The sequence below is a fragment of the Mesorhizobium sp. 128a genome (genome assembly GCF_053848025.1).
The window spans coordinates 287,405-306,660 of record NZ_JBSPKY010000004.1; the positions used below are offsets into that span (position 1 = coordinate 287,405).

General features: G+C 63.6%; 21 protein-coding genes. 3 read left to right on the forward strand and 18 right to left on the reverse strand.

The genetic code is table 11. The features are described from left to right. Positions 1-47: 47 nt before the first annotated feature. From ACWTU9_RS10190 to ACWTU9_RS10245, 12 genes are all read right to left on the reverse strand, one after another. Entirely contained in the window at positions 48-1,202 is a 1,155-nt protein-coding gene (locus ACWTU9_RS10190) for an ABC transporter permease (protein WP_455858170.1), read from the reverse strand. Between the two features lie 55 nt (positions 1,203-1,257). Beyond that, on the reverse strand, positions 1,258-2,169 hold the full coding sequence (gene osmF, locus ACWTU9_RS10195; RefSeq protein ID WP_455858171.1) for a glycine betaine ABC transporter substrate-binding protein OsmF: 912 nt from the start codon (positions 2,167-2,169) through the stop codon (positions 1,258-1,260). A 226-nt stretch (positions 2,170-2,395) separates the two neighbouring features. Next, the gene (locus ACWTU9_RS10200; RefSeq protein WP_455858172.1) at positions 2,396-3,607 is read right to left on the reverse strand and encodes an MFS transporter; all 1,212 of its coding nucleotides are present in this window, start codon (positions 3,605-3,607) and stop codon (positions 2,396-2,398) included. Continuing rightward, entirely contained in the window at positions 3,604-4,095 is a 492-nt protein-coding gene (gene nusB, locus ACWTU9_RS10205) for a transcription antitermination factor NusB (RefSeq protein WP_181060737.1), read from the reverse strand. Before nusB ends, ACWTU9_RS10200 begins: the two co-directional genes overlap by 4 nt. Next, positions 4,092-4,586, reverse strand: a complete 495-nt coding sequence (gene ribH / locus ACWTU9_RS10210) for a 6,7-dimethyl-8-ribityllumazine synthase (RefSeq protein ID WP_181060738.1) — start codon at positions 4,584-4,586, stop codon at positions 4,092-4,094. The genes nusB and ribH overlap by 4 nt, the downstream gene beginning before the upstream one ends. Before the next feature lie 76 nt (positions 4,587-4,662). After that, positions 4,663-4,842 carry a hypothetical protein gene (locus ACWTU9_RS10215; RefSeq protein ID WP_455858173.1) on the reverse strand — a complete coding sequence of 60 codons (180 nt, stop codon included), beginning with the start codon at positions 4,840-4,842 and terminating at the stop codon, positions 4,663-4,665. Further along, a complete protein-coding gene (locus ACWTU9_RS10220) occupies positions 4,842-5,459 on the reverse strand; it encodes a riboflavin synthase (RefSeq protein ID WP_455858280.1) in 618 nt (205 codons plus the stop codon). The genes ACWTU9_RS10215 and ACWTU9_RS10220 overlap by 1 nt, the downstream gene beginning before the upstream one ends. Then, positions 5,459-6,583, reverse strand: a complete 1,125-nt coding sequence (gene ribD / locus ACWTU9_RS10225; protein ID WP_455858174.1) for a bifunctional diaminohydroxyphosphoribosylaminopyrimidine deaminase/5-amino-6-(5-phosphoribosylamino)uracil reductase RibD — start codon at positions 6,581-6,583, stop codon at positions 5,459-5,461. The genes ACWTU9_RS10220 and ribD overlap by 1 nt, the downstream gene beginning before the upstream one ends. Before the next feature lie 2 nt (positions 6,584-6,585). Beyond that, positions 6,586-7,080 (reverse strand): transcriptional regulator NrdR, encoded by a 495-nt coding sequence (gene nrdR, locus ACWTU9_RS10230; RefSeq protein WP_454576041.1) that lies wholly within the window; start codon positions 7,078-7,080, stop codon positions 6,586-6,588. A gap of 139 nt (positions 7,081-7,219) precedes the next feature. Beyond that, entirely contained in the window at positions 7,220-7,807 is a 588-nt protein-coding gene (locus ACWTU9_RS10235; RefSeq protein ID WP_455858281.1) for a hypothetical protein, read from the reverse strand. Positions 7,808-7,886: 79 nt separating this feature from the next. Continuing rightward, positions 7,887-9,200 carry a serine hydroxymethyltransferase gene (gene glyA, locus ACWTU9_RS10240; RefSeq protein WP_455858175.1) on the reverse strand — a complete coding sequence of 438 codons (1,314 nt, stop codon included), beginning with the start codon at positions 9,198-9,200 and terminating at the stop codon, positions 7,887-7,889. A 174-nt stretch (positions 9,201-9,374) separates the two neighbouring features. Then, entirely contained in the window at positions 9,375-11,021 is a 1,647-nt protein-coding gene (locus ACWTU9_RS10245) for a Na+/H+ antiporter (protein ID WP_455858176.1), read from the reverse strand. A gap of 557 nt (positions 11,022-11,578) precedes the next feature. Here ACWTU9_RS10245 and ACWTU9_RS10250 point away from each other — a divergent pair. Continuing rightward, a complete protein-coding gene (locus tag ACWTU9_RS10250; protein ID WP_455858177.1) occupies positions 11,579-12,304 on the forward strand; it encodes a helix-turn-helix transcriptional regulator in 726 nt (241 codons plus the stop codon). A gap of 62 nt (positions 12,305-12,366) precedes the next feature. Here ACWTU9_RS10250 and ACWTU9_RS10255 read toward each other — a convergent pair whose 3' ends face one another. The 5 genes from ACWTU9_RS10255 to ACWTU9_RS10275 all read right to left on the reverse strand — a co-directional run bounded on the left by ACWTU9_RS10255 (position 12,367) and on the right by ACWTU9_RS10275 (position 16,728). Next, the gene (locus tag ACWTU9_RS10255) at positions 12,367-13,620 is read right to left on the reverse strand and encodes a L,D-transpeptidase family protein (RefSeq protein ID WP_455858178.1); all 1,254 of its coding nucleotides are present in this window, start codon (positions 13,618-13,620) and stop codon (positions 12,367-12,369) included. 365 nt (positions 13,621-13,985) lie between these two features. After that, complete coding sequence (locus ACWTU9_RS10260; protein WP_455858179.1) at positions 13,986-14,393, reverse strand: hypothetical protein; 408 nt, start codon at positions 14,391-14,393, stop codon at positions 13,986-13,988. Between the two features lie 159 nt (positions 14,394-14,552). Further along, a complete protein-coding gene (ldtR, locus tag ACWTU9_RS10265; protein WP_142869475.1) occupies positions 14,553-15,068 on the reverse strand; it encodes a transcriptional regulator LdtR in 516 nt (171 codons plus the stop codon). Positions 15,069-15,271: 203 nt separating this feature from the next. Then, the gene (locus ACWTU9_RS10270) at positions 15,272-15,694 is read right to left on the reverse strand and encodes a DUF6163 family protein (RefSeq protein ID WP_455858180.1); all 423 of its coding nucleotides are present in this window, start codon (positions 15,692-15,694) and stop codon (positions 15,272-15,274) included. Continuing rightward, positions 15,691-16,728 carry an enoyl-CoA hydratase/isomerase family protein gene (locus tag ACWTU9_RS10275; RefSeq protein ID WP_455858181.1) on the reverse strand — a complete coding sequence of 346 codons (1,038 nt, stop codon included), beginning with the start codon at positions 16,726-16,728 and terminating at the stop codon, positions 15,691-15,693. The genes ACWTU9_RS10270 and ACWTU9_RS10275 overlap by 4 nt, the downstream gene beginning before the upstream one ends. Positions 16,729-16,923: 195 nt before the next feature. On the opposite strand from ACWTU9_RS10275, the gene ACWTU9_RS10280 reads away from it, so the two are divergent. Then, the gene (locus ACWTU9_RS10280; RefSeq protein WP_455858182.1) at positions 16,924-17,430 is read left to right on the forward strand and encodes a pyridoxamine 5'-phosphate oxidase family protein; all 507 of its coding nucleotides are present in this window, start codon (positions 16,924-16,926) and stop codon (positions 17,428-17,430) included. 87 nt (positions 17,431-17,517) lie between these two features. After that, positions 17,518-18,549: a porphobilinogen synthase gene (gene hemB, locus ACWTU9_RS10285; protein WP_455858183.1), complete on the forward strand. Its 1,032-nt coding sequence runs from the start codon at positions 17,518-17,520 to the stop codon at positions 18,547-18,549. A gap of 47 nt (positions 18,550-18,596) precedes the next feature. Here hemB and ACWTU9_RS10290 read toward each other — a convergent pair whose 3' ends face one another. Further along, entirely contained in the window at positions 18,597-19,253 is a 657-nt protein-coding gene (locus ACWTU9_RS10290; protein ID WP_455858184.1) for a glutathione S-transferase, read from the reverse strand. Positions 19,254-19,256: the final 3 nt, after the last annotated feature.

Sequence of the window (19,256 nt, forward strand, 5' to 3'; positions counted from 1 at the left end):
AGCATGATGCCGAAAAGTGTGAAGCAGTTTTCGGACGACATCATGCTCTATCTCTCTGATTTAGAGGCGGTCATTTCGATGATGGCGTCGAGGATGATGGCTGCGGCGAAGGCCAGCGCCACCGTCGGCATTGCGCCCAGCAGCACCAGGTCCATCGCCGTCTGCCCGACGCCCTGGAACACGAACACGCCAAAGCCGCCGCCGCCGATCAGGGCGGCGATGGTGGCCAGGCCGATGTTCTGCACCAGGACGATGCGAATGCCGGTGAGGATCACCGGAAAGGCCAGCGGAAACTCGACGCCGAACAGGCGCTGGCGGTCGGTCATGCCCATTCCGCGCGCAGCATCGTTGGCCGCGCGTGGCACGCCGGCAAGGCCGACCACCGTGTTGGCGACAACCGGCAGCAGCGAATAGAGGAACAAAGCGACGAAAGCCGGCGCGGTGCCGATACCTCTGATACCGAGCGCTGCAGCACCCGGAACATGCGCGGCCACCCAGCCGAGCGGCGCGATGAGCAGGCCGAACAGTGCGATCGAGGGAATGGTCTGGACAATGTTGAGCACGTTGAGCACGCCGGCCCGCAACCGCTCGACGCGATGGCAAAGGATTCCGAGCGGCAGGCCGACGATCACCGCCGCCGCCAGCGAGCCGAGGGCCAGCGTGATGTGCTTGGAGCCTTCGACCCAGAAACTGTCGGCGCGGTTGGCATATTCCTTGAGGATCGAAAGGCTGTCCCAAAGCCCCGAGGCCAACAGGACACCAATGGCCAGTGCTGCGACGACAAGCACGCCGACACGGGCCAGCGGCGACAGGTTGAGCCTGGTCAGCACATCGGCGAGCAGCAGCGTGAAGGCAAAGATCAGCAGCCAAAAGCCGGAGGCCGGCGAGATGCGGGCAAAGGTGTTGCCCGCCGGCGTGAGGAAGGTGCCGGCAACACCGATCAAAATGGCAAGGGCAGCGAGCGCCACCACGCTTGCGGCAAGGCGCAGGACCAGCGGGGTCTTCAGCAAGGCAATGATTGCGGCCACGACGGCGATCGCCAGCAGCAACGGCCCGACAATAGCGGGCAACGCCTCGAGGATCGAACGCGCCTCGCCGGGCACGATGCGGTTGGCGCGGAAGGTGGCGAACGAGGCGAAGAACGCCGCATAGGCAACGATCGCCGCGATGACGACGCCGAGCTTGTCCAAACGGATATTCACGCGCTGCCCCGTCAGTCGATCCGGCGCGCCACGCGAGCGGCGCGCCGGAATCGCCTTACTTCAGGAACCCGTTCTTCTTCAGGAAGTCCTCGGCGACGCCCTTGACCGGCTCGCCGCCGACCTGGACGCGGCCGTTGAGCTCCTGCAGCGTGACGAGGTCGAGCTTGGCGAAGACCGGCTTCAACAGCGTCTCGATTTCGGGATGCTCCTTCAGCACCGCCTCGCGGATGATCGGCGCCGGCTGATAGACCGGCTGCACGCCCTTGTCGTCATCGAGCACGACCAGGCCGGACGGCGCGATGCCGCCATCGGTGCCGTAGACCATGGCGGCGTTGGCGCCGTTGGTCTGGTTGGCGGCTGCGCCGATGGTCGCCGCGGTGTCGCCACCCGAAAGCGTGATCAGCTGGTCCGGCTTCAACGTGAAGCCGTAAGTGGTCTGGAAGGCCGGCAGGGCCGCCGCCGAATTGACGAACTCGGCCGAAGCCGCGAGCACCACCGTGCCGCCGCCGGCGACGTATTTGCCGAAGTCGGAGAGCGTCGCCAGCTTGTTGGTCTCGGCAACCTCCTTGCGCAGCGCGATCGCCCATGTGTTGTTGGCCGGCGACGGCGACAGCCAGACGATCTTGTTGGCGTCGTAGTCGAGCTTCTTGGCGGTCTCATAGGCCTTGGCGGCATCCTTCCAGATCGGATCGTCGGCCTTCTCGAAGAAGAAGGCGGCGTTGCCGGTGTATTCGGGATAGATGTCGATCTCGCCGGCGGTGATCGCCTTGCGCACCACAGGCGTACCGCCGAGCTGGATGCGATCGGTGGTCTTGATCTTGTTGGCGTTCAGCACAAGCTGGATGATGTTACCGAGCACGCCGCCCTCGGTGTCGATCTTCGAGGAGACGACGACCTGGGCATTGGCGAAAGCCGCTGACATGCCAAGCGCCAATGCCGCGCTGGCTAGAACCTTGACTGAAAACATTATGAAAACCTCTTGCTTTGAACCGGAATGCGGCGGCCGCATATGAGCATGGCTTCAACGGCCCGTCGGGGCACACGGTTTCATAGCAAGTGGCGCAGACGCAATAATTTTGTGCGGCCGCCGCGATTCCGGCCGGCGCCATGCTGACAGGCAGTGTCAGGTAGAGCAATTCCAGGAAAAGTATCGGCGGTTTTCCGTCCGGAATTGCGTCAAAAATAGAGTCGTATCAGGCGTGGGCTTTGCGCATACCCGTCATCTTGAGCGCGCCAAGCGCGACGAAGCACAGCGCGACGACCGGGAAGACCAGCCAGTTCAGCATCTCCCAGCCCCAGGCATTGTAGATTGCACCCGACATCAGCGAGGCGAACGCGACGGAGCCGAACAGGACGAAGTCGTGGAAGCCCTGCACCTTGCTCTTTTCGGACGGAAGGTAGCTGTCGGCGACCATGGAAGTGGCGCCGATGAAGGCGAAATTCCAGCCGAGACCAAGCAGGATCAGCGCCGTCCAGAACTGCCACAGATGCAGGCCCGACAACGCCACCACGGCGCAGCCGATCAGCAGCGCAAGGCCCGTGGCGACGATGCGTTCGGCGCCGAAGCGATGGATCAGCGATCCGGTGAAGAAGCTTGGGGCAAACATCGCCATCACATGCCAGGAAATGCCAAGCGTGGCGTCGTCCGTCGACAGGCCGCAGCCGACCATGGCCAGCGGCGCGCCGGTCATGACGAAGCTCATCAGCGCATAGCTGCCGACGGCGCAAAACAGTGCCGCGACGAAGCGCGGCCGGGTGACGATTTCTGACAGCGGCCGCGCTTCGCTCGAAGCGATTTCCGCGTGGGCCGCGGCCTTGGCCGGGATGCGCAGGAACGACAGGATGATGGCGCCGACCGCGGCCAGCACCGGAATGGCTGCGAACGAGCCGGCAAACATCACCGGCGCCAGCAATTCGCGGGTGAAGATGACGATCTGCGGCCCGAGAATGGCGGTGATGATGCCGCCGGCCAGCACGAAGGAAATGGCGCGCGCCTTGAATTCCGGCGGCGCATTGTCGGCGGCAGCGAAGCGGAACTGCTGAACGAAGGCGCCGCCGACGCCGATCACCAAAAGGGCGAAAGCAAACAACCAGAAGCTGCCCTGGAACAACGCCAGCGTAGATATGACGCCGCCAAGCGCGGTGACTATGGTCCCGGTCATGAAGCCGCCGCGCTGGCCAAGCCAGCGGATGATGGCGGCGGCCGGCAGCGCGCCAAGCGCCACGCCGATGTTGAAGCCGGTGATCGGCGCCGTCGCCAGCGACTTGTCGGGGCCAAGCAGATATTGCCCGGCCAGCCCGCCCATGGAAATGGCGATCGGCGCGGCAGACCCAATGATCGCCTGCGACGCGGCCAGGATGATCGCCGTGCGGCGGCCCTCTCTTGCTGCCGCTGCAGCGGTCACGACGCGTCCTTGCCGCGCCCCTCGCCGCGCACCCGCCGCGACACGCGATCGAGCACGGCGTTGGTCAGCTTCGGCTCGTCTTCCTCGTAGAAGGCCTTGGCGATATCGACATATTCCGAAACGATGACGGCCACCGGCACGTCGTCGCGCTTCATCAGTTCATAGACGCCGGCGCGCAGGATGGCGCGCAGCGTCGAATCCAGCCGCGATAGCGGCCAGTCCTCGGTCAGCGCCTGGCGGATGATCGGATCGATGGTCTTCTGGTTCTCGACGACGCCAGTCAGGATGGCGCGAAACCATTGCGCGTCGGCCTCGCGGTAAAGCGCGCCGTCGACTTCCTTGCCGAGCCGGAAGGCCTCGTATTCGGCGGTGATCTCGAAGACGCCGCTGCCGGCCAAGTCCATCTGGTAAAGCGCCTGCACGGCGGCCAGACGGGCAGCGCCACGCTTGTTGGCGTGGCGCGGACCGGGTGAAGCGGGTTCGCTCACGATTGCGCTCCCAGTTGCTCTTTGAGCGCGATCATGGTGAGTGCTGCGCGCGCGGCAAAGCCGCCCTTGTCGCCTTCCGAGCGTTTGGCGCGCGTCCAGGCCTGCGCGTCATTCTCGGTCGTCAGGATGCCGTTGCCGATCGCAATCGCCTCCTGCACCGACAGATCCATCAGCGCCCGGCTCGATTCATTGGCGACGATATCGAAGTGATAGGTGTCACCACGGATGATGGTGCCAAGCGCGACAAAACCATCATAGTCCTTGCCGCCTTCGCCCATGCCGTCGAGTGCGAAAGTGATCACGGCAGGAATTTCCAGCGAACCAGGAACGGTGACGACGTCATAGGTCGCGCCGGCTTCGTCGAGTGCATTCGTCGCGCCGTCGAGAAGCGCGTCGGCAAGATCGTCATGGAAACGTGCCTCGATGATCAGAAGGTGGGCCTTCTTCTTCGGGCGGATGAACGCTTTGCCGTGTTGGGATGTGCCAGCCATAAATGTCTCCGGGGGTCGCCGGTGACTTAGGCCGAAGCCGGTTTGATCGCAAGCGGAAGATTGATGGAGGCGACGTTCAGACGCCTGCTGCCTCGCGATATAGACGCACTGTGTCGCGCAGTCGATCATTGACCGGCTGCGGATTGATCAGGGCATCAACGAAGGCCTTGCGATCGGTGGTCGACAGCTCGAAACCCTCCTGGCCCTCGATGCCAAGCTTTTGTCCCTTAGCGGAACCAGTTGGGTTGTTTGCCATCAAAGCCCTTCGGCCGCCGCCTCCACCAACCGCGCCGCGTAGCGGGCCATGGTGTCGATCTCGAGGTTGACGTGATCGCCGACTTTGCGTTCGCCCCAGGTGGTTACGGTCAGCGAATGGTGGATCAACAGCACGTCGAAGCGGGTGCCCTCGACCTTGTTGACGGTGAGTGAGGTGCCGTCGAGCGCGACCGAACCCTTGGGCGCTATGAATTTCGCCAGTTCGCGCGGCGCCTCGAGCGTGAAGCGCACCGCGTCGCCCTCGTCCTTGCGCTCGACGATTTCGGCCATGCCGTCGACATGGCCGGAGACGATGTGGCCGCCGAGTTCGTCGCCGATCTTCAGCGCCCGCTCCAGATTGATCCGGGTACCGGATTTCCAGCCCATCGCTGTCGTCAGCCGCAGCGCCTCTTCCCAGGCCTCGACCTCGAACCAGCGCGCGTTCGAGCCGCTGTCGGGCAGCGCCGTTACCGTCAGGCAGACGCCGCCACAGGAAATCGAGGCGCCGATGGCGATGCTGTCGGGATCGTAGGCGGTGTCGATGCGCAGGCCGACGCCTTCCCTCAGCGGCCGCACGGTCGCGACTGTGCCAACGTCTGTGACAATTCCCGTAAACATCAGAAATCCCTTATCCATTCGGCGTACCCGTCTTCGCCAAAGCGCATCTCGCGCAACTTGCGGAAGCCTGGAGGGATATGGTCGGCGTCGATGGGCGATGCAATGCCGCCCCCGCCGATCGCTTCCGGCCCCTGGAACAGTACGATGCGGTCGACCAGCCCTTCGGCGAGGAAGGCGCTGGCCACTTTGGCGCCGCCTTCGACCAGAACGCTGGCCATGCCGAGCGCGGCCAGATCCTCAAGCAGTTCCGGCAAGGCGACGCCGCCTTCATGGGTTTCGGTGCCGATGAAGCGCACGCCGGCACGCTCCAGCACCGACCGCCGCAGCGGGTCGGCCTCCAGGCAGGCGGCGATATAGATCGGCACCCTGTCGATCCCGGATACCAGCTTCGAGGCTTCCGGCAGCCTGATCTGGCGGTCGAGCACGATGCGCGCCGACGAGCGGTTCTCCAGCCCCGGCAGCCGCACGGTGAGCGCCGGATCGTCCTCCAGCGCCGTGCCGATGCCGACCAGTATGCCGTCGGCCTCGGCCCGCATCAAATAGACTTCGCGGCGTGCAATATCGCCGGTGATCGCGACCTGGCCAGAGCCTTCCACGCCGATCTTGCCATCGCTGGAAAGCGCAAGCTTCAGAACCACTTCCGGGCGCTTTTTCAGGGATCGAATCAGATAGCCGGCCATCTGCTCGGCGGCTTCCGTGGCCAGCACCCTTTCAACCACCTCGATACCGGCAGCGCGCAGGATGGCGTAGCCCTGGCCGGACACGCGCGGATCGGGATCGCTGGCGGCACCGACGACACGCGTCACGCCGGCATTGACCAGCGCATTGGCGCAAGGCGGGGTGCGGCCGTGATGGGCGCAGGGTTCGAGAGTGACGTAAGCTGTGGCACCACGCGCGAGCTCGCCGGCTTCAGCCAGCGCCTCGGTCTCGGCATGCGGCCGGCCGCCGACGGCGGTGACGCCGGTGCCGACGATCATCGGCCCGGCGCCGTCATCGCGCACGAGGATGGTGCCGACCGACGGGTTGGTCGAGGTGCGGCCGGCGTTTTTGCGCGACAGCCGCAGCGCGGCCGCCATGAAACGGCGATCGAGAGCTTCCTGTTCGGCTTTGCCAGGCGCTGCCATGCTCAGCCGGCGTCCTCTTCGCTCTTCGGCTCGTCGCCTTTGAGCTCGTCGCCTTTGAGCTCGCCCAGCAGTTCATGAAAATCCTTGGCCTCGCGGAAATTGCGGTAGACCGAGGCGAAGCGGACATAGGCGACGTCGTCGAGCGATTTCAGCGCTTCCATGACCAGACGGCCGACCTCACCTGAGGCCACTTCCGTCTCGCCGGAGCTTTCGAGCTGGCGCACGATGCCGGTCACGGCGCGGTCGATGCGCTCGGGATCGACATTGCGCTTGCGCACGGCGATCTCCACCGAACGCAACAGCTTGTCGCGGTCGAACGGCACTTTGCGGCCGGACTTCTTCACCACCACGAGATCGCGCAGCTGGACGCGCTCGAAAGTGGTGAAGCGGCCACCGCAATCGGGGCAGACGCGCCGCCGGCGGATCGCCGCGCCATCCTCGGCGGGGCGCGAATCCTTCACCTGCGTATCTTCGGACTGGCAATAGGGACAGCGCATGGAGGGCCTTCGGGTTGGCGAATCTGGCGGAACGAGAGGCTTAGAGGTTTTTGCCGGGACGGGCAAAGGTTCGGCAACGGCCGCTCGTGCTCTCAGAGATAGCGAGACGCGAGGAAAATTGCCAGCCGCGCCAGATATGTCAGGGCGCGACGTCTTTGGTCGGGAAGCCGCAGGACGTTCCGAGGTTGCGGTAGGCCTTGGTGAAGCCATCCATCGGAATGCTGGCGACGGTTTGCTTGCCGAACGTCACATCGAGCGAGATGACCTGGCGCATCGCACGCAGCAGCGCGAGGCTGGTCTTGGCCTGGTTGTCGACTGTCCAGCTCGGGCGGCCGGCGGCATCATTGGAATAGACAGTCGCGGAAACCTTGACGCCGGGATCACCGAACGTCGCCGCGACCTTTTTGCCGGTCGGCAGTTCCTTGTTGGCGACAGCGATCATGATGGCTGGATAGGCGTCGGGCGGCAGAGCGTCGCCGGTCGAGATCGAAAGCGTCAGCGTGCCGGCATTGCCATTGCCATCGAGAAAGGCCGTGGAGGCGGCGCAGGTCTTGTGCGAATCCTGGCCGGTGTCGAGCGCATCGATGATGGTGGTCCACCTGCCAAAAGTCTTGGTCGCCGGCATCTCCGTGCTCGGCTGCGTCTGCTCCTGGCCAGTCGCGCCCGACACTGTGAAGGCGGCAAACGAGCCAAAGAGGGCCAGAGTGGCAGGACGGAACATGCGCATCATCAAATCTCCAGCAAGCCGCGCCGCCCGAACAGGAGCGGCGCAGAGCGCGGGATAAAAGACGAAGCGCCGCTGGCGGTCAACCGAGATAGGGATAAAGCGGGAACCGATCGGTCAGCGCCACGACCTTGGCCTTCACCGCCGCCTCGACAGCCGCATTGCCTTCGTCGGAATTGGCAACCTTCAATCCGTCCAGCACTTCGGCGATCAGCTTGCCGATCTCGCGGAATTCGGCCTGACCGAAGCCGCGCGTGGTGCCGGCCGGCGTGCCGAGGCGAACGCCGGAGGTGACGAAAGGCTTTTCCGGATCGAAGGGGATGCCGTTCTTGTTGCAGGTGATGTTGGCGCGGCCGAGTGCTGCCTCGGCGCGCTTGCCGGTGGCGTTCTTGGGCCTCAGATCGACCAGCATCAGATGGTTGTCGGTGCCGCCGGAGACGATGTCGAGGCCGGTTTCCTGGAGGCTCGACGCCAGCGCCTTGGCATTGGCAGCGACGCTCTCGGCATAGAGTTTGAAGCTCGGCTTCAGCGCCTCGCCGAAGGCCACCGCCTTGGCGGCGATGACATGCATCAGCGGGCCGCCCTGCAGGCCGGGGAACACCGCCGAGTTCATCTTCTTGGCGATGTCCTCGTCATTGCACAGGATCATGCCGCCGCGCGGGCCGCGCAGCGACTTATGCGTGGTGGTCGTCACTACATGGGCATGCGGCAGCGGCGATGGATGCACGCCGCCGGCGACGAGCCCGGCAATATGGGCCATGTCGACCATCAGATAGGCGCCGACCGCGTCGGCGATCTCGCGAAAACGCTTCCAGTCCCAGATGCGCGAATAGGCGGTGCCGCCCGCCAGGATCAGCTTCGGCTTGGTCTCATGCGCGGTCTTCTCGATCGCATCCATGTCGAGCAGATGGTCTTCCTTGCGCACGCCGTAGGAGACGACCTTGAACCATTTGCCGCTCATGTTGACGGGCGAGCCGTGGGTCAGGTGGCCACCCGAATTCAGGTCGAGGCCCATGAAGGTGTCACCGGGCTGCAGCAGCGCCAGGAACACGGCCTGGTTCATCTGGCTGCCGGAGTTCGGCTGGACGTTGGCGAAATTGCAGCCGAACAGCTTCTTGGCGCGCTCGATGGCAAGTTCCTCGGCGACATCGACGAACTGGCAGCCGCCATAGTAGCGCTTGCCCGGATAGCCCTCGGCGTATTTGTTGGTCATGATCGAGCCCTGCGCCTCGAGCACGGCACGCGAAACGATGTTTTCCGAGGCGATCAGCTCGATCTCGTGGCGCTGGCGGCCGAGTTCGTTGCGGATGGCGCCGAAAATCTCGGGATCGGCATCGGCAAGCGTGGTTTCGAAGAAGGATTCGTATGTGTTCGACGCTGCCGTTGCAGTTGCCATGGCCTGAAATCCTCCGGTTCGGGGCAATCTTGTCTATGCATATCGTGGCCCTAAAACCGCTGCGCGGTTCGGAGCGACATGCATTGCCGCGCCATTAACACAGTTGTTTTGGCCTCGCCACGTTTGCGGCGCGAAATTTGCTGGCCGGTTTGCGGCAGAGGGGACCCGGAAGCGCTATTTCCGTTCCTGCCGGCCCTGCAGCAAGGCCTCGGTGAGGGTGATCTCGGTAAACAGCGATCGTGCCGTGTGGTCGTTGATCGCGCCGCTGCGGAACATGTTGCGGACGGCGGTGCGCTCGGCCTCGATGCCGGCAAGCCGCATTTCGAGCTCCAGCCGCCCGGCTTCGCGGGCCTCTGCCCGGGCGTCGTCTGACTCGTCCGAGGTGGCGATGCGGCGCCGATAGCCGGCGACGATGTTTTCGGCAGCGGCAAGCCTGGCGTCGGGCACCTCGCCCTCATGGTCGTCGCCGGCGCCCGCCATGCTCTCGATGCGGGCGATCGCCGCCTTGGCGGCGCCGACACGGGCCAGACGCTCCTCGATGGCGCCCTCATCCTCGCCCGGTTCGACCAGGCCGCGGGCTATCTTCGGCAGCGCCACGCTGGCGATGGCGAGCGAACAGATGATGACGCCGGCGGCGAGAAAGATCACCAGGTCGCGCGCCGGAAAGGGTGAGCCGTCCGGCATGGCAAGCGGCAGCGACAGGATGCCGGCCAGCGTGATCGCGCCACGCACGCCGGCGACCGAGCCGGCAAGCCGCACGCGCATGCCGAACGGCTCAGGCTTGCGCTTGCCCAGCCGCGCCTTGATGCCCGCCGCGATATCGCCGACCCAGATCCAGAAGAAGCGCAGCGCAATCAGGCAGAGCGTCAGCGCAATCACCGTCGCGATCGGCTGGAGGATCGGGTAATGGCCGGTAAGCTCGGGCGGTACGCGGCGAATGATGTCGGGGAGTTGCAGGCCGAGCACGATGAACAATGCACCGTTGTAGGTGAAGGACAAAGTGGTCCACAGCGATATCGTCTGTATACGGGCCGAAACGCCAAGGAAGCGGAACACGCCGGAGCCGCCGGTCAAAAGTCCGGCGGTGACCGCCGCCAAAATGCCCGAGGCATGCAGATGCTCGGCAATGAGATAAGCAATGAACGGCAGCAGCACCATGACCAGAACCTGCACCTCGGCCGGTACGCCGCCGATGCGGTTCAAAAGCTGCAGCAGCCGGGCGGCGATGAACAAGGCCGCCACCCCGGCCAGGATGCCGACGGCGACGGCATAGAGGAAGGACAGCGACGCGCCGGCGAAGGAAAAACTGCCGGTCAGTGCGGCCGCGACTGCGAAGCGGAACATGACCAGCCCCGACGCGTCGTTGAGCAGCGCCTCGCCTTCCAGAATATGCATCAGCCGCGCCGGCACCAAGCTCCGGTCGACGATCGAGGATACGGCAACCGCATCGGTCGGCGACAGCACGGCGGCGAGCGCGAAAGCGACGACCAGCGGGATGCTCGGCACCAGCCAGTGCAAGGCATAGCCGAAGCCGACAATGGTGAAGAAGACCAGACCGATGGCAAGGTCGAGGATCGGTCCACGCAGCGCGATCAGTTCGCGCTTGGGCGCGCCATAGGCGTCGCCGAACAGCAATGGCGGGATGAACACCAGCAGGAACAGTTCGGGTTCGATCTCGACATGGATGCCCTTTACCGGCCAGGCGAGTGCTGCGCCGATGGCAATCTGCAGCACCGGCAACGGCACCCGCACCAGCCGCACCAGCGCGCCGGAAACGGCAACGAAGACGAGCACGGTGAGGATGAAGACGGCGACCTGCATGGTTCGATTCCGGCTGATTTTGGAACCATGCGCAATTGTCGCCGATCCGTCCAGCGAGGCTGCCGATCAGCCGAACCGCCTCGCAGCCGCAGAATCACGGGGACGATCAACTGCGCAGTCGTTCGGTGGCAAGAAGCCGGAAATGCGCCCCGAGCCCCCACGCCCGGGCTCTATCCTTCACCGCAGTCGCGGTGTCGGTCAGCCCCGAAATCGGGGCGCATCCGGCGGCGGCTCGCGGCCCCGGGAGCGCCAGCCAAACAGAATGAAAAAAGGCCGGCACCCGGCGTCAGCGCAAGGCTGCCTTTGGGGCACCGAGTGGCCGGCCCCACGCCGAGGCTCAGGAACCGGCGTGGCAAGGGCAGAAACATCATGCCCGGCCTCAGCCTCCCTGCCGCAAGGGCAAGTCTGTGCCGCGCCCTTCCCTGATAAGCGAGCAGGCAGCCGCAGTAACCTCTCGAAAACGTGGGGTTGACAGGCCCCCTCCACCGCAAGCCGCCTTGTCGGCGCGGCTCTGCCATGTCACCTTGCATGGCCGCTAGCGAACAGGGGTTCGATTGGTGCTGTCACAGATCATGGCGCATGCCGAAGCGGCCTTTGCGGCGCAGACGGCCGAGGATGCCAGCGTCAGATTCTTCAAGGTCATGAAGGATCTCGGCGCTTCCTATCTGCAGACGCGCCTCTACCGGCGACCGACAGCGACGCTGACCTCGGCCAGCCATTGGGCGGCCGGCGGCTTCATCGCGCGGCTGGCGCCGGAGAACTGGCCGGGAAGCCCGGCCTTCGACTATGTTTGCCTGGAGTGCAACCCGTTGCTGACGGCGATCCGCGAAAGCCGGACGCGCTACAGCTTCAGCGATTTTGCGCCTCGTGATGCGAAGGAATTCGGCACCTATTGGGATGCGCTCAGCGAGGCCGACATCCATGACGCGCTGTGCGCCACCTCCTACAGCGCCGACGGCGTCATCGCTTCGCTGCATCTCGGCTTCCACGAACGAGATTTTTCTCACGAGGAAAGCTTCGCCATCCAGATGGCTGGCCTTGTGTTGACCGAAAGGCTGATGGAGCTGACCGCGCCGCCGCCAACGGCCGCCATCCGGCTGACGGAGCGCGAACGCGACAGCCTGGCGCTCGTCGCCGAAGGCAAGACCGATTGGGAAATCTCGGTGATCCTCGGCATCGCCCAGGCGACCGTACGTTTCCATGTCGACAATGCGCGGCGCAAGCTAGGCGCCGTCAACCGCGCGCAGGCAGTGGCGCGACTGGTGAACCAACGGCTGATCTAAAGCTCTTCCGCAAAAGAGAAGGCCGCCAAGAAGGCGGCCTTTTGTTCAAAAACATCAATCGCTTAGAGCGCAGATGTGATCTGCAGTTCTTGGGCGCCATCGAGTGCGTAGACATCGTCGCGGAACTGCACAACGCCTGGACCCGTCGACCACGCCGACAGATAGAGGAAGTGCACCGGCACCGGGTTGACGACCTGCACAGGCGTGTTCTCACCGGTCTTGATGGTCGCCTCGAAATGCTGGCGGTCCCAACCGGGGGTGTCGCGCAGGATCCAGGTCACGAGGTCGCGCACGTTCTGCACGCGCACGCAGCCCGAGGAATCGAAGCGCATCATCTTGCCGAACAGGCTCTGCTGCGGCGTGTCGTGCATGTAGACGCCGTCCGGGCTCGGGAAGTTGATCTTGACCGAAGCCATGGCGTTGCCGGAACCCGGATCCTGGCGGAAGCGATACTTCGCGGCATCGTCCGTCGACCAGTCGACATTCATCGGATCGACTTCGCTGCCATCCGGCGCGAACAGGCGGATATGGCTATCCTTGAGATAGTTGGGATCCTTCCGCATCAGCGGAATGATGTCCTTGCGCACGATCGAGACCGGCGCGTTCCAGTAGGGATTGACGATGATCTCGTTGATCTGGGAATTGACCACCGGCGTCTGGCGGTCGATCTTGCCGACGATTGCGGTGTGACGCAGCACGACGCGGTCGTTCTCGACCGCCTCGATCTGTGCCGCCGGGATGTCGACCAGCACATAGCGGCTGCCCAGCGTGCCGGCCTTTTCGCGCAGACGCTCGAGATTGGTCTGCAGCTGGCCGAGCCGGATCTGCGCCGAAACATTCATTGCGGCATAGGTGTACTTGCCCATGGCGCCGTCGGCCGGCAGGCCATGGCGGCTCTGGAAGCGCTTGACCGCGGCGTCGACATAGGAATCGAACGACGTCGAAATGCCGGCGCTCTGCGCCAGGTCGCCCGCAATAATCAGCCTCTTGCGCAGCGGCACGACATCCGGATCGTCGACGCCGAGTTGCAGCTTCTTGGTCGCCGGCACCTCTTCCCAACCGCCTTGGGCGACAATGTTCTGGTACTGCGCCACTGCCTGCTCCGTGAAGGCAACCGTCTGCAGGCTGAAGATCGGCAGCGTCGAGGCGACCTTGCCGCCTTCCGAGGCGCGGGCGTCGAACTGGTCGTCCCAATTGCCGCGGCCTGAAGATTTCAGGATATCGTCGATGACATCCTGCGCGCTGGCGGCATTGGCAACCATGGCGACGGCGAGCGCGGAGGCTCCGGAAAGGAAAAAGCGGCGGCTGGTTCTCATGGACGTTCCAGACATTCTTCTAGCACTTGGCTTCTAGCACTTGGCTTGTAGCGTTTGGCGCGTAGCGTTCGGCTACTTGCACGATCATTGGACGATATCGCCCGCACTCTAGAGTTGGCACTGTTAACAATTAGCCAACCATGACCTGCATCACTTGGCCGTGAAAAGCGAACCGCGATGCGACATTACAGGCGCGCGAACAGCTTTCGCCACGCATCACCCGCAGCCCTCGCTTCCACCGCGAATATGGCGGCAACGTGGCTTCGCGCCGAATTTGGACCCGACGACGATCTGAAATGGAGAGACCGGTGCTTTTCGGCACCGTTCCCCGACTGTTCCTCAAAGCCGGGTCTCGCTGGTCCGGCTTAAGGCTTTGCTTTGCCTTCCAGCTCCGAACAGCGTTGCAGCACCTGGTTTTCCGGATATCGCAACACCTTGTTTTCATCGAGCTTGAGCAACAGCGTTCGTTTTTTGGATTTGCTCTGCTCATCGTCCGAGCAGGACATATCCAGAATGATGGCGTCGAGGCCCTTCAGCTTCTGGACTTTTTGGACGCTACAGCTGACTTCCCACATGTCGGCCGATTTGTCGGTGAACGTCACGATGGAGTCATTGTTGTCGCAGGGGCTCGAGCCTTCATTGGCGAAGGCGCCTTGCCACCACTCCTCCGCAAACGCCATTTGCGGCGTCAGCAAAAGCAGCATTGCGACCGGATAGATTCTGAAATTGATGCCTGAACGCATGTCGTCCCCCTGCCCGGCGAGATTAGGCATTGCGGAAGCGAAAGCAAACCGCAGCCAGATGCGGCGGCATGGCCAATCGCGGGCATAGCCGTGACCATAAAAAAGGACCGGTGCCCCGCGACACCGGTCCTTGATTTCCCTCTCCGGCCGCGCTTCTTCCGGCGCAGCTGCTGTTCAATGGCCTGCGGATCACATCCGATAGGCGATGGTGTCGTTCCAGAAGCGATCCAGCCGCTGCAGCGCGCGGTTCATCTGCTTGAACTCTTCGCTGTTGATGCCGCCGACCTGTTCGATCGAGCCGACATGGCGCTCATAGAGACCGGCGACGACGTCGGCCACTTCATTGCCCTTCGGCGTCAGCGAGACGCGGACCGAACGGCGATCGATGCGCGAGCGCTGGTGGTTGATGAAGCCGAGATCGACCAGCTTCTTCAGATTGTAGGAGACGTTCGAGCCGAGATAGTAGCCACGCGAGCGGAGCTCGCCGGCGGTCAGCTCGGAGTTGCCGATGTTGAACAGAAGCAGCGCCTGGATGGCGTTGATGTCGGAACGGCCGTTGCGGTCGAACTCGTCCTTGATCACGTCAAGCAGACGGCGATGCAGACGCTCCACCAGCTGCAGCGATTCCATGTAAAGCGAACGGATAGCCTCGCGGCGATCGTCGGATACGTTGGCGGTCTTCGCCGCCGGACGCGAATTGATCATTGTCTTTGCCTCTCGTTTGTCGCCTTGGTGATTTTTTGTTTTTCACCTTGATCGCGACACTATCGAATACTCATAAAATTCGACTTAAACGCTAGGGCTAACAAGAGCTTACCGGTAATAGGTTTCGGAAGACGCTTAACGAACGGTCACCCGAGCAAGGATAATTAACCTAAAGATTTAGCCAATGGCGGCTGGGCGGCGTTTCAGGCGCGCGCGGGGCGCTTCTGCATCCAGATCACGACACGGAAGACGATGTAGAGCAGCGCCACCGCGAAGTGCGAAAACAGGATCAGCGGCCGGTGGCCGAACAGATCGGGAAAGCCGGCATACATGGTGATCTCGGTGACGGCGCAGATGAACCAGATCACCGGGCCCCAGGACGCCAGCATCCACAGGCCGGCTGCGGCGAAGGGGAAGAACACCGCCAGCATCACCGCCGCGACCTGCCAGTGCACCGGCATCAGGTCGAAGCGCCAGAGCGGACCGGGATAGAAGCCGATCAGCCGGATCCAGTACAGGACGCCGAACAAGAGGCAGTAGCCGGCTATGACGCGCTGGAACCAGGCGAAGGTGATTTCGACGCCCGAGGGCTGCAGCACGATGCGCCTTGAGGGGACCTCGCTCACAGCTCGAGCTCCCGTTCGAGCGGCGCGAAATAGGCGTCCACCGCCGCGGCGTCGACTTCGGCAAGGGTTGCCGGCTGCCATTGAGGCGTCGAGCCCTTGTCGACGATGACGGCGCGGATGCCTTCGTAGAAATCATGGCCGGCCAGCATGCGGTTGAGGATGCGGAACTCCATCTTCATGCAAGCTTCCATCGACAAAGTCAGCCCGGCGCTGATCTGGCGCCAGGCGACGTTGAGGCTGGTGGGCGAGCGGGTGCGGATCGTGGCCAGGGTCTTGGCGGCAAATTCGTCGGCGCCGGCCGCCCGTTCCAGGCTGGTAATGATATCGGCAAGCGAGGATTGGGCGAAATGGCCGGCGATGGCTTCCAGCACCGGCTGGCCGGTCTCGCGCTTGGCCGGCACGAAGAAGCCGCGCAGCACCGATTCCGGATCGCCATTGGCGCAAAGCCGGTCGAGAAAGGCTGCCTGGTCGGCGGCCTTGATGGTATGGGTGGCGAGCCCCGACCACAACGCATCGCCATAACGGATGCGGTTGCCGGTGAGCGCCAGATACATGCCGAAGCTGCCGCCGAGGTCCGGCAGAAGATGGCTGCCGCCGACATCGGGGAAAAAGCCGATGCCGACCTCCGGCATGGCGAACTGGGCATTCTCTGTCAGCACGCGCTGCGAGCCGTGGAACGAGATGCCGACTCCGCCACCCATGACGATGCCATCGATCAGCGCGACATAGGGCTTTTTGAAACTGTTGATGCGGGCATTGAGCCGGTATTCGTCGGCGAAGAAGTCGACCGGCGGCTTTCCGGCCCGGGCCTCATAGACGTGCATGATGTCGCCGCCGGCCGAAAACGCCCTGCCCTCGGCCTTGACGATGACGACATCGACGCCGGCATCGCGCTCAAAAGCGTCGAGCGCCTTGTCCAGAGCCTTGATCATTCGATGCGTCAGCGCATTGAGCGCCTGCGGCCGCGTCAGCGTGACGACGCCTGCCTTGCCCAACCGTTCGAACCGGATCTCGTCGCCGCCGCCAAAATCCATCGTCAGAGATTCCCTCCCCGCGCCTGCGGGACTGAAGTGCTAAAGGTGGCGCATGGGTGCGTCAACCGGCGGAGGATGGTTTGGATTTTCGCAAGGGAACGCGACCGTGCTTTGCCCCAGGCAAAAATGCGCGCAAAATTCCCGGCGAAACACCATCTCAGTTTTCAGCCTGTCTTGTGACCCAGGGGGCGAACGATGACGCTTGAAACCGCAGCGCCGGGCCATGGCTGGGAGATGCCGAAAAAGTTCGACCCGGACGATGTGCTGAGCCGCCCGCTGATGGCCAATCTGGCGACCGTGACCGCTGATGGCGCGCCGCGCAACGCGCCGATGTGGTTCATCTGGGAGGACGATGCGATCTGGCTGCTCGGCTCAACCGAGGCCAGCGCGGTCAAGCACCTCGAACGCCACCCGCGCTGCGCGGTGGAGATCGTGCATTTCGACAATGAGGCCGGCATCCTGCTGCATCTCGGCCTGCGCGGCGCCGCCACCATCGAGCCGATGTCGCCCGACCGCTTCAAACGACTGCTGCACAAATATCTCGGCCCGGAGGTGAACTGGAACCGCTGGTTCATCGACACCGTGGCCGATATCGACCATCCGAACGGGCGCCTCATCCGGCTCGCCCCGGAGAGCATCTTCACCAACAATGTATCATTCTTCAAAACCGGGCCGGAGCTGGCGTGGCCGCCGAAGGCGTAGATGGCGCAGCATCTGCTGGCACAATCGTGTCGCATTGGTCAGCGGCAGAGGCTCGTGGTAAAAGCCACCCGATCCGGAGTTTTGGCGATGAACAAAATCACCCCCGCAAAGCCCGCCGGCGCGCGCAGCGTCGACGAGATCACCGGCAGCCGCCGCTTGCGGCGCATGCGCAAGGCCGACTGGTCGCGCCGCCTCGTCCAGGAGAACCGGCTTTCGGTCGACGACCTGATCTGGCCGATCTTCGTCATCGACGGCAAGAACACGCGCGAACCGATCGCTGCCATGCCCGGCGTCTTCCGCCTGTCGCTCGACCTTGCCGTCAAGGAGGCCGAGCGCGCAGCAAAGCTTGGCATTCCGGCGATCGCCACCTTCCCCAATGTGGAGCTTGCGCTGCGCGACCAGACAGGATCGCACATCCTCGACCCCGAAAACATCATCAACCGCGCTACCCGCGCCATCAAGGACGCGGTGCCGGAGATTGGCATCATCACCGATGCCGCGCTCGACCCGTTCACCTCGCACGGCCATGACGGCATTTTGCGCGACGGCATCATCGTCAATGACGAGACTGTAGAACAGGTGACCGCGGCAGCCGTCATCCAGGCGGCGGCGGGCGCCGACATCATCGCACCATCCGACATGATGGATGGCCGCATCGGCGCCATCCGCGACGCGCTCGACGCCAATGGTTTTTCCGACGTGGCGATCATGTCCTATGCGACGAAATTCGCCTCCGCCTTCTACGGCCCCTATCGCGAGGCGGTCGGCACCGCCGGCCTGCTCAAGGGTGACAAGAAGACCTACTATCTCGACCACGCCAATTCCGACGAGGCGATGCGCGAGGCCGAGCAGGACATCGCGGAAGGCGCCGACATGCTGATGGTCAAGCCCGGCCTGCCCTATCTCGACATCATCCGCAGGCTGAAGGATGAATTGCAGATGCCGACCTTCGCCTACCAGGTGTCGGGCGAATATTCGATGATCAAGGCGGCAGCCGCCAATGGCTGGATCGACGGCGAGAAGGCAATGCTGGAATCGCTGCTCGCATTCAAACGCGCCGGCTGCGACGGCATCCTGACTTACTTCGCGCCCGAGGTGGCGCAGATGCTGAAGGGATAAACAGCCATCGTCCGTCCTGCATTGGCGCGCTCGGATCGCTCAGACTGTCAGAACTCGACATCGAGTTCGACAATGTCGTCGGGCTCGGCCAGTGCGCCTTGCGTCCATTCCTGCATCAACGGCCAATCGAGGATCATGCCGCTGTAGGCGGCGAGCGGCGCTTCGAGCTCAACGGCATAGGTGCGGAAACGGGTGCAGACCGGCGCATACATCGCGTCGGCCACGGTCGGCGATGCACCGAACAGCCACGGCCCGCCATAGGTTGCAAGGCATTCGGCCCAGATTGTCCTAATCCGCTCCACATCAGGCCGTGCACCGGAAAATATCTTGAAGCTCTTGTGCCTGGCTTTCAGGCTCATCGGCAATGCCGAGCGCAAATTGTGAAATCCCGAATGCATCTCGCCGGACACCGCGCGGCAATGCGCGCGGGCCACGCGGTCAGCCGGCAGCAGGCCGGCGTCAGGCATTGTCTCGGCAAGGTACTCGGCGATTGCCAGCGTGTCCCACACCGTCACGCCATCATGAGTGAGGCGCGGGACCAGAACCGATGGCGATAAAAGCAGCAACTCCTGCCGCTGGTCGGGGTCATCGATTTTGACGTGCTGCTCCTCGAATTCCAGGCGGGCCATGTGGCACAGCAACCAGCCACGCAGCGACCAAGAGGAATAATTCTTGGACGAGATCGTCAATGTCGCCTTGGTCATGCT

Coding starts and splice junctions, on each gene's coding strand:
- osmF (WP_455858171.1), bottom strand. CDS start 2,169: ATGTTTTCAGTCAAGGTTCTAGCCAGCGCGGCATTGGCGCTTGGCATG.
- ribH (WP_181060738.1), bottom strand. CDS start 4,586: ATGGCTGGCACATCCCAACACGGCAAAGCGTTCATCCGCCCGAAGAAG.
- ACWTU9_RS10215 (WP_455858173.1), bottom strand. CDS start 4,842: ATGGCAAACAACCCAACTGGTTCCGCTAAGGGACAAAAGCTTGGCATC.
- ACWTU9_RS10220 (WP_455858280.1), bottom strand. CDS start 5,459: ATGTTTACGGGAATTGTCACAGACGTTGGCACAGTCGCGACCGTGCGG.
- ribD (WP_455858174.1), bottom strand. CDS start 6,583: ATGGCAGCGCCTGGCAAAGCCGAACAGGAAGCTCTCGATCGCCGTTTC.
- nrdR (WP_454576041.1), bottom strand. CDS start 7,080: ATGCGCTGTCCCTATTGCCAGTCCGAAGATACGCAGGTGAAGGATTCG.
- ACWTU9_RS10235 (WP_455858281.1), bottom strand. CDS start 7,807: ATGCGCATGTTCCGTCCTGCCACTCTGGCCCTCTTTGGCTCGTTTGCC.
- glyA (WP_455858175.1), bottom strand. CDS start 9,200: ATGGCAACTGCAACGGCAGCGTCGAACACATACGAATCCTTCTTCGAA.
- ACWTU9_RS10245 (WP_455858176.1), bottom strand. CDS start 11,021: ATGCAGGTCGCCGTCTTCATCCTCACCGTGCTCGTCTTCGTTGCCGTT.
- ACWTU9_RS10255 (WP_455858178.1), bottom strand. CDS start 13,620: ATGAGAACCAGCCGCCGCTTTTTCCTTTCCGGAGCCTCCGCGCTCGCC.
- ACWTU9_RS10260 (WP_455858179.1), bottom strand. CDS start 14,393: ATGCCTAATCTCGCCGGGCAGGGGGACGACATGCGTTCAGGCATCAAT.
- ldtR (WP_142869475.1), bottom strand. CDS start 15,068: ATGATCAATTCGCGTCCGGCGGCGAAGACCGCCAACGTATCCGACGAT.
- ACWTU9_RS10275 (WP_455858181.1), bottom strand. CDS start 16,728: ATGGATTTTGGCGGCGGCGACGAGATCCGGTTCGAACGGTTGGGCAAG.
- ACWTU9_RS10280 (WP_455858182.1), top strand. CDS start 16,924: ATGACGCTTGAAACCGCAGCGCCGGGCCATGGCTGGGAGATGCCGAAA.
- hemB (WP_455858183.1), top strand. CDS start 17,518: ATGAACAAAATCACCCCCGCAAAGCCCGCCGGCGCGCGCAGCGTCGAC.
- ACWTU9_RS10290 (WP_455858184.1), bottom strand. CDS start 19,253: ATGACCAAGGCGACATTGACGATCTCGTCCAAGAATTATTCCTCTTGG.